At 40.4% G+C, this 13,230-nt stretch carries 16 protein-coding genes; 12 read left to right on the top strand and 4 right to left on the bottom strand.

All coding sequences use genetic code 11. The features are described 5' to 3' along the window. Positions 1-54 precede the first annotated feature (54 nt). The 6 genes from nifB to SMUL_RS05990 are packed head-to-tail and all read left to right on the top strand — an operon-like array spanning position 55 to position 5,829. Positions 55-1,485 carry a nitrogenase cofactor biosynthesis protein NifB gene (nifB, locus tag SMUL_RS06015; RefSeq protein WP_025344357.1) on the top strand — a complete coding sequence of 477 codons (1,431 nt, stop codon included), beginning with the start codon at positions 55-57 and terminating at the stop codon, positions 1,483-1,485. A gap of 18 nt (positions 1,486-1,503) precedes the next feature. Beyond that, positions 1,504-2,616, top strand: coding sequence for a homocitrate synthase (nifV, locus tag SMUL_RS06010; protein ID WP_025344356.1), 1,113 nt, complete (start codon positions 1,504-1,506; stop codon positions 2,614-2,616). 4 nt (positions 2,617-2,620) lie between these two features. After that, complete coding sequence (locus tag SMUL_RS06005; protein ID WP_025344355.1) at positions 2,621-2,878, top strand: hypothetical protein; 258 nt, start codon at positions 2,621-2,623, stop codon at positions 2,876-2,878. Then, entirely contained in the window at positions 2,871-3,866 is a 996-nt protein-coding gene (locus SMUL_RS06000) for a leucine-rich repeat domain-containing protein (protein WP_025344354.1), read from the top strand. The genes SMUL_RS06005 and SMUL_RS06000 overlap by 8 nt, the downstream gene beginning before the upstream one ends. A gap of 35 nt (positions 3,867-3,901) precedes the next feature. Continuing rightward, complete coding sequence (locus SMUL_RS05995) at positions 3,902-4,564, top strand: uracil-DNA glycosylase (RefSeq protein ID WP_025344353.1); 663 nt, start codon at positions 3,902-3,904, stop codon at positions 4,562-4,564. Next, positions 4,561-5,829, top strand: a complete 1,269-nt coding sequence (locus SMUL_RS05990) for a hypothetical protein (protein ID WP_025344352.1) — start codon at positions 4,561-4,563, stop codon at positions 5,827-5,829. The genes SMUL_RS05995 and SMUL_RS05990 overlap by 4 nt, the downstream gene beginning before the upstream one ends. Before the next feature lie 8 nt (positions 5,830-5,837). Here SMUL_RS05990 and SMUL_RS05985 read toward each other — a convergent pair whose 3' ends face one another. Both SMUL_RS05985 and def read right to left on the bottom strand, forming a co-directional pair. Further along, the gene (locus tag SMUL_RS05985; RefSeq protein ID WP_025344351.1) at positions 5,838-6,212 is read right to left on the bottom strand and encodes a YbgC/FadM family acyl-CoA thioesterase; all 375 of its coding nucleotides are present in this window, start codon (positions 6,210-6,212) and stop codon (positions 5,838-5,840) included. Then, the gene (def, locus tag SMUL_RS05980) at positions 6,209-6,754 is read right to left on the bottom strand and encodes a peptide deformylase (protein ID WP_025344350.1); all 546 of its coding nucleotides are present in this window, start codon (positions 6,752-6,754) and stop codon (positions 6,209-6,211) included. Before def ends, SMUL_RS05985 begins: the two co-directional genes overlap by 4 nt. A 131-nt stretch (positions 6,755-6,885) precedes the next feature. On the opposite strand from def, the gene SMUL_RS05975 reads away from it, so the two are divergent. The 6 genes from SMUL_RS05975 (at position 6,886) to SMUL_RS05950 (ending at position 11,042) form a co-directional block, all read left to right on the top strand. Then, positions 6,886-7,278, top strand: a complete 393-nt coding sequence (locus SMUL_RS05975; protein ID WP_025344349.1) for a thioredoxin family protein — start codon at positions 6,886-6,888, stop codon at positions 7,276-7,278. Between the two features lie 64 nt (positions 7,279-7,342). Next, entirely contained in the window at positions 7,343-7,651 is a 309-nt protein-coding gene (locus SMUL_RS05970) for a DUF6172 family protein (RefSeq protein WP_025344348.1), read from the top strand. Between the two features lie 155 nt (positions 7,652-7,806). Continuing rightward, positions 7,807-8,049: a helix-turn-helix domain-containing protein gene (locus SMUL_RS05965; RefSeq protein ID WP_025344347.1), complete on the top strand. Its 243-nt coding sequence runs from the start codon at positions 7,807-7,809 to the stop codon at positions 8,047-8,049. Further along, positions 8,039-9,202, top strand: a complete 1,164-nt coding sequence (locus SMUL_RS05960; RefSeq protein WP_025344346.1) for a type II toxin-antitoxin system HipA family toxin — start codon at positions 8,039-8,041, stop codon at positions 9,200-9,202. Before SMUL_RS05965 ends, SMUL_RS05960 begins: the two co-directional genes overlap by 11 nt. Then, a complete protein-coding gene (locus SMUL_RS05955) occupies positions 9,199-9,639 on the top strand; it encodes a methyltransferase family protein (RefSeq protein WP_025344345.1) in 441 nt (146 codons plus the stop codon). Before SMUL_RS05960 ends, SMUL_RS05955 begins: the two co-directional genes overlap by 4 nt. A gap of 200 nt (positions 9,640-9,839) precedes the next feature. Then, positions 9,840-11,042 carry an IS256 family transposase gene (locus tag SMUL_RS05950; RefSeq protein ID WP_025344344.1) on the top strand — a complete coding sequence of 401 codons (1,203 nt, stop codon included), beginning with the start codon at positions 9,840-9,842 and terminating at the stop codon, positions 11,040-11,042. 44 nt (positions 11,043-11,086) lie between these two features. Here the strand turns inward: SMUL_RS05950 and SMUL_RS05945 are convergent, their stop codons facing one another. Together SMUL_RS05945 and SMUL_RS05940 are read right to left on the bottom strand one after the other, a co-directional pair. Further along, a complete protein-coding gene (locus SMUL_RS05945) occupies positions 11,087-11,857 on the bottom strand; it encodes a retron system putative HNH endonuclease (RefSeq protein ID WP_025344343.1) in 771 nt (256 codons plus the stop codon). Then, on the bottom strand, positions 11,854-13,200 hold the full coding sequence (locus SMUL_RS05940) for an AAA family ATPase (RefSeq protein WP_084613089.1): 1,347 nt from the start codon (positions 13,198-13,200) through the stop codon (positions 11,854-11,856). The genes SMUL_RS05945 and SMUL_RS05940 overlap by 4 nt, the downstream gene beginning before the upstream one ends. Between the last annotated feature and the right edge of the window lie 30 nt (positions 13,201-13,230).

Raw genomic sequence — 13,230 nt, 5'->3', positions numbered from 1 at the left:
TCTAAGGAACACTTTGTGCAAACTTTAGGGTAAAGAAATTCTAAAGGATCGCACATGAGTTGTTCTTGTTCATCATCCACCAACACCCAAAATGAACTTCATGCCAGCATCATGCAAAAGATTAACAACCACCCGTGTTACTCTCAAGATGCCCACCAACATTATGCGCGTATCCATGTGGCAGTAGCCCCTGCATGTAACATTCAGTGCAACTACTGCAACCGCAAGTACGACTGCTCCAACGAGAGTCGCCCGGGCGTTACGAGCTATAAACTAAGCCCCGAAGAGGCGGTGAAAAAGGTTTTACATGTAGGCGGTCTGATCCAACAACTCAGCGTCGTTGGCATCGCAGGACCAGGCGATGGACTTGCCAATCCTAAGCAAACCTTTGAGACCTTTTCACTCCTTAAAAAGTATGCTCCTGACATCAAACTCTGTCTTTCAACGAACGGGTTGATGATTCATAAACATATTGATGAGATTGCAAAGTACAACATAGAACATGTCACAGTGACGCTGAACTCCGTTGATGAAACAGGCGAAATTGGCTCTAAAATCTACCCATGGGTGTTTTATGAACATAAAAAACACCGTGGAGTTGAGGGTGCCAAATTATTGCTTGAAAAACAACTTCTTGGTATTCAAATGCTCGTTGAGCGAGGTATTCTTGTTAAAGTCAACTCGGTCTTAATCCCAGGCGTCAATGACGAACATCTTCCTTTTGTTGCGCGAAAGGTCAAGGAACTAGGTGTGTTTATTCAAAACGTCATGCCGATTATCTCAAAGCCAGAATACGGTACCAAATTTGGACTGGATGGCGTTCCAAGTGCTACGCATAAACAGTTGATGAAAGCACAAGAAGCGTGTGATGTCAATGTCAAATTGATGCGTCACTGTCGCCAATGTCGCGCCGATGCAGTTGGGCTTTTAGGCGAAGATCGCAGCGATGAATTTTTCAAAGAGAGTTTTGCCGACAAAAGCTTTGAAGAACTTGCGCACCACTACGACTTGAACCAACGTATGAAAACGCACGAAAACATCGAAACATGGAGAAGAGCGCTTCGAGCGGCAAACGGCAAAATCAATCAAGAAGAAGCGACGAACAAAGACGAACTCAGCTCTAATGGAAACACAATGCTTGTCGCTGTGACAACGAGGGGAAATGGACTGATTAATGACCACTTCGGCAGTGCTAAAGAGTTTCTTATCTACGAAGCGGGCGATAAAGCGATCAAATTTATCATGCACCGTAAAGTGGAAAACTCGTACTGCATGGGCAAAGAGAACTGCAATGGAACGTATCCTATCGAAGAGATCAAAAATGCCCTCTCCGATTGTCATCTTCTCTTGACCCAAAAAATTGGTGATTGCCCACAAAAAGAGTTGGAGAGCATTCACCTCACGTGTGATGAGAGTTTCGCGGATGAGCCTATTGAGATTTCTGTTCTAAAAGGTGTGCGTAAACACTTTTTCACCGCTTCATAAGAAGCAAAGGAACACACGATGATTATCAACGATACCACACTCAGAGATGGTGAGCAAGCGCCGTATGTTGCGTTTAATACCGAAGAGAAGATCGCCATTGCTTCCGCACTTTATTTAGCAGGTGCGGATGAGCTTGAAGTGGGTATTCCTGCGATGGGAGCCAAAGAGCAAGCGGATATTAAAGAGATATTAGCCCTTGATCTGCCTCTTCGCATTATGAGTTGGAATCGTGCCACGATGTGTGACCTTGAAGCTTCACTCTCGTGTGGTTTAAAAGCCGTTGATCTCTCTATTCCCGTATCGGACATTCTCATCGAAGCCAAATTTCGAGGTGACAAAGCACGGCTCTTAAAAAATCTCGAAGAGGTTTTACATGTAAGCCGCCAAGAGGGTATTTTTGCCTGCATTGGTGGCGAAGATAGTTCCAGAGCCGATCTCGGATTTTTAAAAGAGGTGATGGAGCTAGGTAAAAGTGTTGGAGCCAACCGTTTTCGTTACTGCGACACCGTGGGCATCATGCGTCCGCATCAAATTTATGAGCACATCTCCTACCTCACGAGCCTTAACCTTTTAGAGATCGAGATGCACACACACAATGACTTTGGTATGGCAACGGCGAATGCCATCAGTGGACTCGAAGCGGGCGCTATGAGCGTCAACACCACCGTCATTGGACTGGGTGAACGCGCTGGTAATGCGAGTTTCGAGCAAGTGTTGATGAGCCTTGCTCACCTCTTTGGCGAAGAGCGCATCATCAATCCAGACGCACTGAAGCATGTGGTTCAACTGGTCGAAAAAGCCTCAAATCAAAGCATCTCTGCGGCGATGCCAATTGTGGGTAAAAACATCTTTTCGCATGAATCTGGCATCCATGTCAATGGTATGATTAAGCATGAAAAAGCCTACGAAGCCTTTGCCCCACAAAGTGTGGGGATGACACGAAGTTATCCGATAGGCAAGCATTCAGGCAGTTCAACGCTTCTCTTTCATCTACGCGCCATGGGCTATGAGCCTGAAAACGAGGTCATCAATAAAATGCTTCCCCAAGTGCGTGAAATGGTCACTAACCGTAAAAAAGTGCTCAACAAGAAGGAGCTAAAAGCGCTCTATATCGCTTCAAAAGCGGGATAAACTTATGCAAGAGTATGCCTCAAAAATCATCTGTGAATGCGGACAAAAAACCATTCAAGATGCTATTGATATTTTCAAATCCACCACCCTACCCTACAAAAAAGCTAAAAAACTGGTCACTGAATGTAACCAGACGTGTTGCAGACGTCCTTTGATGGCACTGTTTAATATGGTAGAATTTGGTGAAATTGATTACGAAGAGATTGCCTTTTTGATCGATCAGAAAAACAGCCGATTTGAGCAAGGAGAGAGTGATGAATGAGCAGATTCGCGATTTTGCACAGTGGATTAAGTCCCAAGGATTGGAACATACGCTTCCTCGTGAACTCTCCAAACTGGAAAATTTAACCACACTTGATTTGAATCGTAAAAAGCTTAAAAATTTGCCTGAGAGCATCGGAGCGTTGCAAAACCTTAGTGTGCTTAAAATATCAGGTAACCGCTTAAGAGAGCTTCCAAGAAGTATTTGCTCGCTTAAAAATCTTCGTAATTTACAGTGTGAAAACAATCTGTTGGAAAGTCTTCCTGAAAATTTTGGAGCGCTTCGTTCTTTGGTAATTTTAAATCTCAATGGCAATCAACTAAACGCTCTTCCTCAGAGCTTTTATGATCTCACAAATCTCACCCGACTGACCCTTGCTGTGAACCGTCTGAGCCACCTTGATCTAGCGTTTAAAAACCTCAAAAAACTTTTACATGTAAGCTTAGATACCAACTATTTTGAGCGCCTCCCAGAAGTCTTTGGTTCGATGCAATCGCTCTATTTTTTAGATCTTTCGTTCAATAAACTGACCACCTTGCCCGAGTCACTCGGTGAGATAAAAGAGCTTGAAACGCTCATCTTGGAGGGCAATCTTTTAAAAAATCTTCCTTCCCTCGAAGCGCACGATATGCTGGTCAAACTCAATCTTGCTTCCAATCATCTCACCTCCATCGACTTTGATCTCTCCAAATTAGAAGATCTGCAAATTCTCTCGTTGGAAAACAATTTGCTGGAACATGTTCCAGCTGCACTGTGCACACTTGCAAAACTTACCTCCTTAGACCTGAGTGCCAACCGCCTTAGCACGCTTCCAGAGTGCATCGGCAATTTGGTCAGTCTTTATGAGCTTGATGTTGAAGAAAACTTCCTCAGTTCCCTTCCAAACTCCATCCAAAACCTCACCCACCTTAAAACGCTTTTTATCGCCAACAACCATGACCTGAAAAAGCCTAGTATCCCCTCCTTAGAGTACTGCGACGTTGAATAAGGATATTTTAACTCCTGCTTGGCTACCATATAAGAATGACTCAAATTGAAAAAATACGACTTTTAAAACTTTTATACCAGTACCGAGCCATGGGATTTGAATTCTTTCAAGAGTATAGACCACTCTCTTTAAGCAAACAGCCCACCCTCTCGAACAACTTAGAAGAGCTTAAAAGTAGCGTTGCAGGGTGTCATCTCTGTGCCCTTGCTAAAAGTCGTAAAAATGTTATTTTTGGCGCAGGGAACCTGCACGCCAAGGTGATGTTCATCGGGGATAGCCCTGGTGTCAGTGAAGATGAAACAGGCATACTGTTCACAGGGAAAAGTGGTGAACTACTAGCAAAGATGATTGAAAATGTCTTGTTGATTCCTAAAGAAGAAGTGTATGTGACCACGATTTTGAAGTGCAAAACACCCGATAATCGCGTTCCAACACCCGAAGAAGTTGCGTGTTGCAAACCTTATCTGATGCAACAGATCCAAAGCATTCGACCCAAAATTATTGTCGCCCTTGGATCGACCAGTTTTCATCATCTCACAGGAGAATATGATACACCTATTGATAAAATAAGAGGATCGGTGCTCAATTTTGGTGAAGCCAAATTGATCCCAACGTTCCATCCCAGTTTTTTACTGCGAAACCCCAGTAGCAAAAAAGAGGTTTTTGCAGATATGTTAAAAATAAGGAGCATGTTATGAAACTTTGGTTGCCCCTCGCCCTCAGTTTATTTCTTTTTGCAGGTTGTACCGCCACAAACCAAGCACCTGCACCCTACAAACCAACAACGTACAATATCTCTTCCAACGCCAAAAAAGGCGTAGCAATCAATCAAAAAAGCACCGCAACCTATCCAGGTTCTGAAATAACCCCATCGGAAACCTTACCGCCTTCTGCTCCTATTGTGATTGACTCAACGATTAGCTCCACGACACTTGCCATGGCAACACCCACACCGAGTACAAGCGTTGAGCCGACATCCGATCAACCTTTTGAGCCCGTCATCGCAGCACCGATGCCAAAACCACTTAATGATGATAGCACGATGATTAAGATCGCTGTTTTGGTACCTCAAAAAACCATTAAAAAATATGCGATTACCTCTGTAAACTCCGTTATTTCCTATCTTTTGTATAAAAACTACTACTTTGATCTGAACGTCTTTAACTCAGGCGATGAAAAAGAAGAGTCGATCGCCAAAGCGCTTTCTGACATTCAAGCAGGTGGATACCACTACATCATTGCACCTGTCACTGCCGAAGGCGCCAATATTATCGCCAGTCGTGTCACAGATACCCTTGTTTTTATCCCCACACTGCACAGCTCCAATGTGCGAAGTTCTGGGGCTAACATTATCTTTGGTGGGATTGATTATGACCAGCAAATCGCCCTTTTGGCAGGAAAAGCCAATGAGCGAGTCGGTACCTTTGAAGATGGCAGTGGTCTGAGTTACCAGCTCAATGCTTTAGTGAAGAAAAACAGCAATCGCGTAGTGTATGAAAAACGCGTAGAGAGCCCCAAAGCGAATTTTAGGCAGATGTTTAAAGGCAATGGCTCACTCAATAACGCATCGCTTTATCTCAATACACAGCTCGTAACTTCAAGCCTCATTGCATCGCAACTTCGCGCCAATGACATTCATCCTTACACGCTTCTTTCAACCCAAGTCAATTACAATCCACTGCTTTTAACCCTGACGCAGTATGAAGATCGTGATCAAATGTACATCGCCAACTCCATACAAAAAGCACCCGCAGCTCTCGAAGAGATCAACACGATGTTTGGACATGACATCGTCTATGATTGGGTCAATTACTCAACGTCCATTGGTGCTGATTATCTGTGTCAGCAGTTTTTCAATGGAACCATTCAACGCACATTCAAAGAGACCATCACCGGCAACCAAGTGGTCTATAACACCTCACTCTACCAACCGGGTCGCAATGAATTTATTCGCGGAAATTAATAAAAACTCTAAATGAAAAAGCCTCTAAAAAAGGCTTTTGTCTCTTCATCAATTTTGCAAGGCTTCCCCTCTTTTACATACGCAAGTGTAGAAGTCATCGCAAAGAGTTTGACCTCCTCTCTCCATACCTCTTGTTGCAAAATAAGCGAAGCATTTTTCAGGAGTAACAGCTTGGTTTTCACTTCGATCACATCACCCAATTTCGCCGACTGGATAAAATCGGCTTCAAGATATTTCACCACAAAATGCCCACCATTTACAGCAGGACTTTTCCCTTTTTCATAAAAAAGATCGCTCCTCGCACGCTCGCAAAATTTGAGGTAATTGGCATGGTACACTACACCGCCTGCATCGGTGTCATCGTAATAGACTCGTGTTTTCAACTTCTTTCTCCTTTTTCATCGCTCATTAGGCGTTGATACTCTTTTTCCATCACAACATCGAGTGTCGACTCTATGCGGTCTAAAAAGACTTTCCCGACCAGATGGTCATACTCATGCTGAAAAATCCGTGCAACAAAATCGCGATACATGACGGTATGTTCATTGCCTTCTCTGTCGGTATACGAAACCTCGATTTCACGGTAACGCGGCACTTGCGCTCTGATGCCTGGCAGACTCAAACACCCTTCCCAATCTTTGAGCATCGATGACGAATGAGAGATGATCTTCGGATTGATAAGTGCTGTGGGTTCCATCATCGGCGCATTCGGATAACGCTCGCTTGGATAGGAGGCAATGATGATGATCGATTTGGAGCAATTCACCTGCGGAGCGGCAATTCCGACACCTTTTGACTCTTTACATGTAAAGATCATATCGTCAATCAGACTTTGAATATCCGCGGCATGAACATCGCTTACTTTTTCCGCAACGCTTCGTATCACATCCGATCCAAGTTGGTAAATTTCACGAAGATTTGCCATAATCGCTTCTTCCTTAGCATTTAAAATTGGGAGTAATTTAGCATAGTCACACTTTAAAGAGCGTTATTTTAAGCAACAAGACCATCCACGTGTGTTAGAGTTTTAGAAAATTATTCCAAAGGTAAAACACCATGCGCACGCTCCTCAAAGCTTTTTTGGTAGTATTTCTTGGCATCACAACACTTCATGCAGGCTTTTTAGAAGAAGAGAGTGCTAAAGCGCTTCGTGAAAAAAAGCTGATTCTTGTCAACATTGTACGGGATGACTGCCCTTACTGTCGGCAAATGCAACGCGAAATTTTCAACAATGCAACCTACAAAAAACAGATAGACCAAAAGTTCGTTTTCGTCTCCATCGACCAAGATGATCCCGCCCTCCCCCAAGATTTGCACACAAAGTATGTCCCTGCCAACGCCATCCTCTCACCATCGCGCCACACCATCATCGAAGGCTACACAGGCTATATGGACCCAGCCTCATTTATGAATATTTTAGAGAAAGCCTATAAGGCAGAGTTCAAATAAAGTGACGCTCAAAGGTGAAATAAAGTACAATATCGCACATCAATAAAAACCTAAAAGGCAAGCCTTGAAAAAGATATTTCACCTCCAAGTTGAGAATAAAAACAGTGACCGACTCGTAGAGTCCATCAAACATGAAATCCGAAAATACATCAAACGTGAACGCACCAAAAAAACACCAGAAGGGTTCCATTTCTGGGACTTTGACTGCAAATTCGGCGAAACCAGTGAAAACGCACAAGCCATTCACCAAGCCGACCTTGGCGAAGAGATCGACAAAGCCCACAACGCAAAATGGAGCGAATGCTACATCGAGATCATCGCCAAACCTGCTAAAAAACCTGTCGCACCTACTAAGGGTGAAGAGACAAAATAAGCTTTACATGTAAAGTGCGAAGCTTGGCTTTTGGCTTTACATGTAAACTACTTTCCTTCAATTTCCCCCATTTCTCTTTTTACAATTTGAACAATATATTTGACATTTATAGATTATAATTATAAAATGTCTAAAATATTAGTCAAGGAACTGTTATGGACTTAAGAGAGTTTGGAGCGCACATGGCACAACTTCGTAAAGAAAAAAAAGTATCGCAAGAGCAACTCTCCCGCGACCTTAACATCTCACGTGCTACCATCAGCTCCCTTGAAAATGGCACAAGCTCCGATGTCGGCATCAAAAAAATACTCCAAATACTTGACTACTTAGGATATGAGCTTGCATGTAAAGAAAAATCGCCCTTCCCTATATTTGAGGAGTTAAGAGATGCCAGATAGTTTACATGTAAAAGTTTCTAACGAAAAAGTGGGAAGCATACTTCTTGAAAATAACGAATACATTTTTGACTACACCACTGAGAACCAAGATGCCTTTGTATCTCTGAGTATGCCTGTGAGAGCCAAAAGTTATGCGAACCCCAAACTCCACCCCATCTTTGAGATGCACTTGCCTGAGGGGTATCTGCTTTCCATCATCAAAAAACATTTCTCAAAAATAACCAAAACCGATGACTTCGGACTGCTTCAGCTCATGGCACATAGCATTAAAGGCAGACTTACGTACGAAGCAGATGCCACACAAGCAGAAGCACCCCTTAGTTTAGATGCACTTCTGCACCCCAAAAGTGAAACGCTCTTTGATGAACTCGTAAGCCGTTTTGCACTCAACTCACCACTGAGTGGTGTACAACCCAAAGTCTTAGCCAAAGTACGCGACAAAGTAACTTTGCCACTGCAAGAGTACATCGTCAAGTCATGGGGTGATGAATATCCACACTTAGCACTCAATGAGTTTTACTGCATGAGCATCGTCAAACAAGCTGACATCAAAGTGCCTGAGTTTTACCTCTCCGATGACAACAAGCTCTTCATCATGAAGCGCTTTGACATCAAAGACGATGGAAGCTATCTAGGCTTTGAAGATATGTGTGTTCTTCAAGCACGTCAAGCCGATGAAAAATACGAAGGCTCTTACGAATATGTTGCCAAAAGCATCAAAACCTTTGTCTCTCCCAAACACAAGAAAAAGGCTTTACGAGACTTTTTCAAGATGATGGTCATCAACACACTGGTACAAAATGGTGATGCGCACCTTAAAAACTTTGGTGTGCTCTATGAAAACATCCACGATATTTGGCTTGCACCTGCATACGATGTCGTCTGCACCACACTATACATCCAAAAAGACATCCCAGCTTTGCATCTTTTGGGAAGTAAAAAATGGTGGAGCAAAGCATTTCTACTCCGTTTTGGCAAAGAGAGTTGTGAGCTAAGTCCTAACGAAACTCTAGTACTTTACGATGAATGTGTCGAATCTTTACGCATCACTACTCATGAAGTCAAAGAACGCATTGAGATAGAAAATGATTTACATGTAAAAGCATTTTTGAACAGTTTGGTTGAAGTGTTTGAAAGAGGAAATCTGCAATGACTTCAAAAATATACTCTTACATCTTAGTCTCATTACAATTCATCTTCATCGCAATCTTAGTTCTACATCATGGCTTGCACACGCCAAGTAACTTTGCTTTACTCATCTTTTTTGCAGGCAGTGGCTTTGGGCTTTATACCCTAAAATGCAACACACTTAGCAACTTCAACATCACCCCCGAAATCAAACAAAACGCCTCCCTCATCACCACAGGAGCGTACCGCTACATCAGGCATCCTATGTATTTTTCTGTCCTTGTGATGATGCTTGGAGTTGTGGTGTCTGAGCCTTCTTTACTCAGTCTTTTCATCTACGTGCTTTTAGTTGTAACGCTGTTTTTGAAAGCTTACAAAGAGGAGATGTTGTGGATGGTGCAGTCTAGTGAATATAGAAACTATAGGCAACAAACGAAAAGAATTATTCCGTTTGTTTTGTAATAGGCGACAAAAACGAACATTATTTTTTGGAAGCTTACAAGAGGAGATGTTGTGGATGGTGCAGTCTAGTGAATATAGAAACTATAGGCAACAAACGAAAAGAATTATTCCGTTTGTTTTGTAATAGGCGACAAAAACGAAGGGACCGTTCAGAATTCTGTGTCAATCGGGTAAAATAACAAATACCCAAGGACACAGATATGAAGATAGAAATAGACGTAGAGCAATTTGCTCAAGATATTAAAGCCGGCAAGAGTATTGGTGGCTCAAATGGAGCCTTAGGATCACTCATCAAACAGCTAACCGAAGCCGCGCTAGCAGCTGAGATAGATTCGCACCTCTCCCAAGACCTCAATAGAAATCGAAAAAATGGCTATAGTTCAAAGACTATGAAAAGCGATCATGGTGCCTTTGAACTTGATGTTCCAAGAGACCGTAACGGTAGCTTTGAACCTGAAATCGTAAAGAAAAACCAGACCAGCATGACGAGTGAAATCGAAGAGAAGATTCTTTCTCTCTTCGCACTTGGCAATAGCTATTCCCAAATAGCCAAACACATAGAGGATTTTTACTGCGTAGGCTTCTCTAAAGCCACTATAAGCGCCGTAACCGACAAGATAATACCAATGCTTCAAGAGTGGAAAACAAGACCCTTAGAAGCTGTGTATCCATTTATATTCTTAGATGCCATTCACTACAAAGTAAAAGAGGATGGTCGCTACATCTCAAAAGCATTTTATACAGTGCTTGGTGTTCGAGTGGATGGCAAGAAAGAAGTCTTGGGACTTTACCTCAATGAAAGTGAAGGCGCCAAATTCTGGCTACAGGTGCTTACCGATTTGCAAAACCGTGGCGTTAAAGATATCCTCATTGCTTCGGTAGATGGGCTTAAAGGCTTTCCAGAAGCGATAAACTCAGTCTTTCCAGATACGGAGGTGCAACTCTGTGTAGTTCACCAAATACGCAACAGTCTCAAATATGTGGGCTCTGCTTATCAAAAACAATTTGCTAAAGAACTCAAAGCCGTCTATCAAGCTTTTACCAAAGAAGAAGCAGAATTTGAGCTTGATAAGTTGGAAGAAAAATGGGGTAAAAAATACCCTATCGTCTTTCAATCTTGGAGAAATAAATGGGATAATTTATCTGTCTACTTCCAATATCCAGAAGATATACGTAGAGTTATTTACACAACTAATATCATCGAATCAGTCCACCGCCAGTTTAGAACTCTAACGAAAACCAAAGGTGGTTTTCCCAATGATGATAGCCTGCTAAAACTACTTTATATGGGGATTCAAAATGCCCAGCAAAAATGGACTATGCCAATTAGAAACTGGAGCTTAACAATCTCTCAATTAGCCATTCACTTTGAGGGACGGCTTGATGACGCTTTAAACTTATGATACAATTTTAGGAATTATCCGATGTTGACACAGAATCTTGAACACTACCAAAACGAAATTAAAATTTTTTGTATATTTTTATTTTCAAAAAATATCTCAATGTTATGAAGAATAAAATACCTAAATGAATAAAATTCACTTTCTTTATCAGCTTTTTCTATAAAAGTTTCAATATCAGGTTTAAACCTAGATAAACTACTTTTTTCCTGTGTGAATAAAATATAATGTTTATTTATCTGGTTAATAAAATCATTCAAAACACTTAGCCTTTTTTGAACAAGTTCTTCTCTGTTTAATTTACATGCCTCTTCGATTGTATGTTGTACTCTTGGATTCTCAGATGAAACCTTTCCCTCTTTATCATATTTGATATACTGTAGTACATCTTCTTTTTCAGGATGAATGATAAATGGTTTTTCTATTTCATCATAGCTTTTCCCAAGCGCATGAATCTCCTCAAAGGTCTCATTTTTATAGATAACTTTGCTATTTTCAGTTTTAAATTTTTTCCCTTTAGCTCTATTACAATTTCCACATGCTAATAATAAATTATCCCAAGAATATGCTAGCCAATAATAAGTATTTTTAGATCGATAATGTTCGATATGCTTATCAGCATCTAAAAGTTTTTTTTCACAAAAAGCGCACTTTAAATGATAAATTTCTTTAAGATTTTTCTGAGCCTCTTTTGTTTTATATAATGTTTTGCCAAAAGAATATGCCCGTGCATTTACATTTTTCTCAAAAGCATCTTTTCGACTTGCATGTTTGAGGATACTTGGGATATCTTCAAAATTCTTCTCAACTTTTGTCATAGTTTCGCTAATTCTTCTTCTATTAATTTCAAAATTTCTTGTTCGTCTATCGCAGATTCATTCTTGATTTTTTCAGAAATTACTTGGTGGATTTTTGCATACACATAATCATCGTTACTGACACTTTTCGTATAGTCTCGTGATGTAATTGTCTCTAACTCAAATAAAGGAGAAGATACTAATGAATTACTGGTATAACCTTCATTTTTAATCTGATTTGATATTTGAACTTCACCATCTTCTTTGTATATCTTATAAAAAACTGCTTCTTGTGATGCACCTAACAATACTGTAGGGCTATGTGTCGTCATAATAAACTGTAAATGTGGGAACACATCTCTTAGCTTTTTCACAAAGCTATATTTCCATTTTGGATGTAAATGTAACTCTACTTCATCAATAATCACTATGCCTTTAAACTCTTTCAGATGTTTCACATCAGGCTGATTTTCACTAAGTCTAATAAGCAAATCTGCGATGATAGTTATAACCCCTCGGTATCCAGCGGAGAGCTGTTCAAAATTGACGTGAGAGCCTTTTTCAGAAAAGGTTACAGCACTAGGAGAAATTTCAATTTCAACATCGCTATTGAGCAATTCTTTTAAAAGCTTTTTTGCATCCTCGACAGATATAATATTTTTAGTACCAGCTTTGTCATTATAATCTATACGCTGTAGCCATTCAATAGGATTTTTCAAATCAAATGAAGGATGAAATAATGTTAAATACCCTGTCTCATCTTCTTTCATTTGACAGTTATTATTTCTATTTGCACCATAAGCAAACAGATTTTTATAGATTCCATTTTTTGAGTTATAAACGACTTTATGCGTATCTTCTATTTCTATACTGTAGATTTCTTTTTGAGATTTGATAAAATCAAATACAACGCCCTCGTCAATCCCTTTTAGCCCTAAAGCTAAAGATTGTAGCAAGAGCGTTTTACCATCACCATTCTCACCCACAATATAAATCTCTTTTTTATCATCTAAATTTTCTAACATAATCTCTTTAATACTAAAGATGTTTTTGATTTTAATGCTACTGATATACGATGGCTCTTCACTCTTTTTTGATCTATTTTTTTCTCGCTTCAAATCATCTTGCAATACATTGAGCAAAAGATTCACATCATTTAAATCTTGTAAAAAAATTGGTTTTACGTTATTACTAAATTCATTGTTATTAAACTTAATTGTATTTTTAATACTTGTTATTACAACAGAAGCCATATCATAGAAATTTGTATCAGTCTGCAATATCCTTAAATCATTATTTTCAAAAATTATTTTACTTCCTTGTATTTCTTCATATGATGCGCCTATGTTTTTTGGGCTTTTCATTTCATATGCCAAAGGAAATTTTAGTTTTGA

Source organism: Sulfurospirillum multivorans DSM 12446 (assembly GCF_000568815.1).
In the GTDB taxonomy this organism is placed as follows: Bacteria; Campylobacterota; Campylobacteria; order Campylobacterales; family Sulfurospirillaceae; genus Sulfurospirillum; species Sulfurospirillum multivorans.
This window is presented reverse-complemented; position numbering and strand designations above follow the sequence as displayed.

Excerpts from the sequence above, each read along its gene's own strand:
- SMUL_RS05945 (WP_025344343.1), bottom strand. The coding sequence starts at position 11,857 with ATGACAAAAGTTGAGAAGAATTTTGAAGATATCCCAAGTATCCTCAAA.
- SMUL_RS05950 (WP_025344344.1), top strand. The coding sequence starts at position 9,840 with ATGAAGATAGAAATAGACGTAGAGCAATTTGCTCAAGATATTAAAGCC.
- SMUL_RS05965 (WP_025344347.1), top strand. The coding sequence starts at position 7,807 with ATGGACTTAAGAGAGTTTGGAGCGCACATGGCACAACTTCGTAAAGAA.
- nifV (WP_025344356.1), top strand. The coding sequence starts at position 1,504 with ATGATTATCAACGATACCACACTCAGAGATGGTGAGCAAGCGCCGTAT.
- SMUL_RS05955 (WP_025344345.1), top strand. The coding sequence starts at position 9,199 with ATGACTTCAAAAATATACTCTTACATCTTAGTCTCATTACAATTCATC.
- SMUL_RS05960 (WP_025344346.1), top strand. The coding sequence starts at position 8,039 with ATGCCAGATAGTTTACATGTAAAAGTTTCTAACGAAAAAGTGGGAAGC.
- SMUL_RS06005 (WP_025344355.1), top strand. The coding sequence starts at position 2,621 with ATGCAAGAGTATGCCTCAAAAATCATCTGTGAATGCGGACAAAAAACC.
- def (WP_025344350.1), bottom strand. The coding sequence starts at position 6,754 with ATGGCAAATCTTCGTGAAATTTACCAACTTGGATCGGATGTGATACGA.
- SMUL_RS05995 (WP_025344353.1), top strand. The coding sequence starts at position 3,902 with ATGACTCAAATTGAAAAAATACGACTTTTAAAACTTTTATACCAGTAC.
- SMUL_RS05940 (WP_084613089.1), bottom strand. The coding sequence starts at position 13,200 with ATGAAAAGCCCAAAAAACATAGGCGCATCATATGAAGAAATACAAGGA.
- nifB (WP_025344357.1), top strand. The coding sequence starts at position 55 with ATGAGTTGTTCTTGTTCATCATCCACCAACACCCAAAATGAACTTCAT.
- SMUL_RS06000 (WP_025344354.1), top strand. The coding sequence starts at position 2,871 with ATGAATGAGCAGATTCGCGATTTTGCACAGTGGATTAAGTCCCAAGGA.
- SMUL_RS05975 (WP_025344349.1), top strand. The coding sequence starts at position 6,886 with ATGCGCACGCTCCTCAAAGCTTTTTTGGTAGTATTTCTTGGCATCACA.
- SMUL_RS05990 (WP_025344352.1), top strand. The coding sequence starts at position 4,561 with ATGAAACTTTGGTTGCCCCTCGCCCTCAGTTTATTTCTTTTTGCAGGT.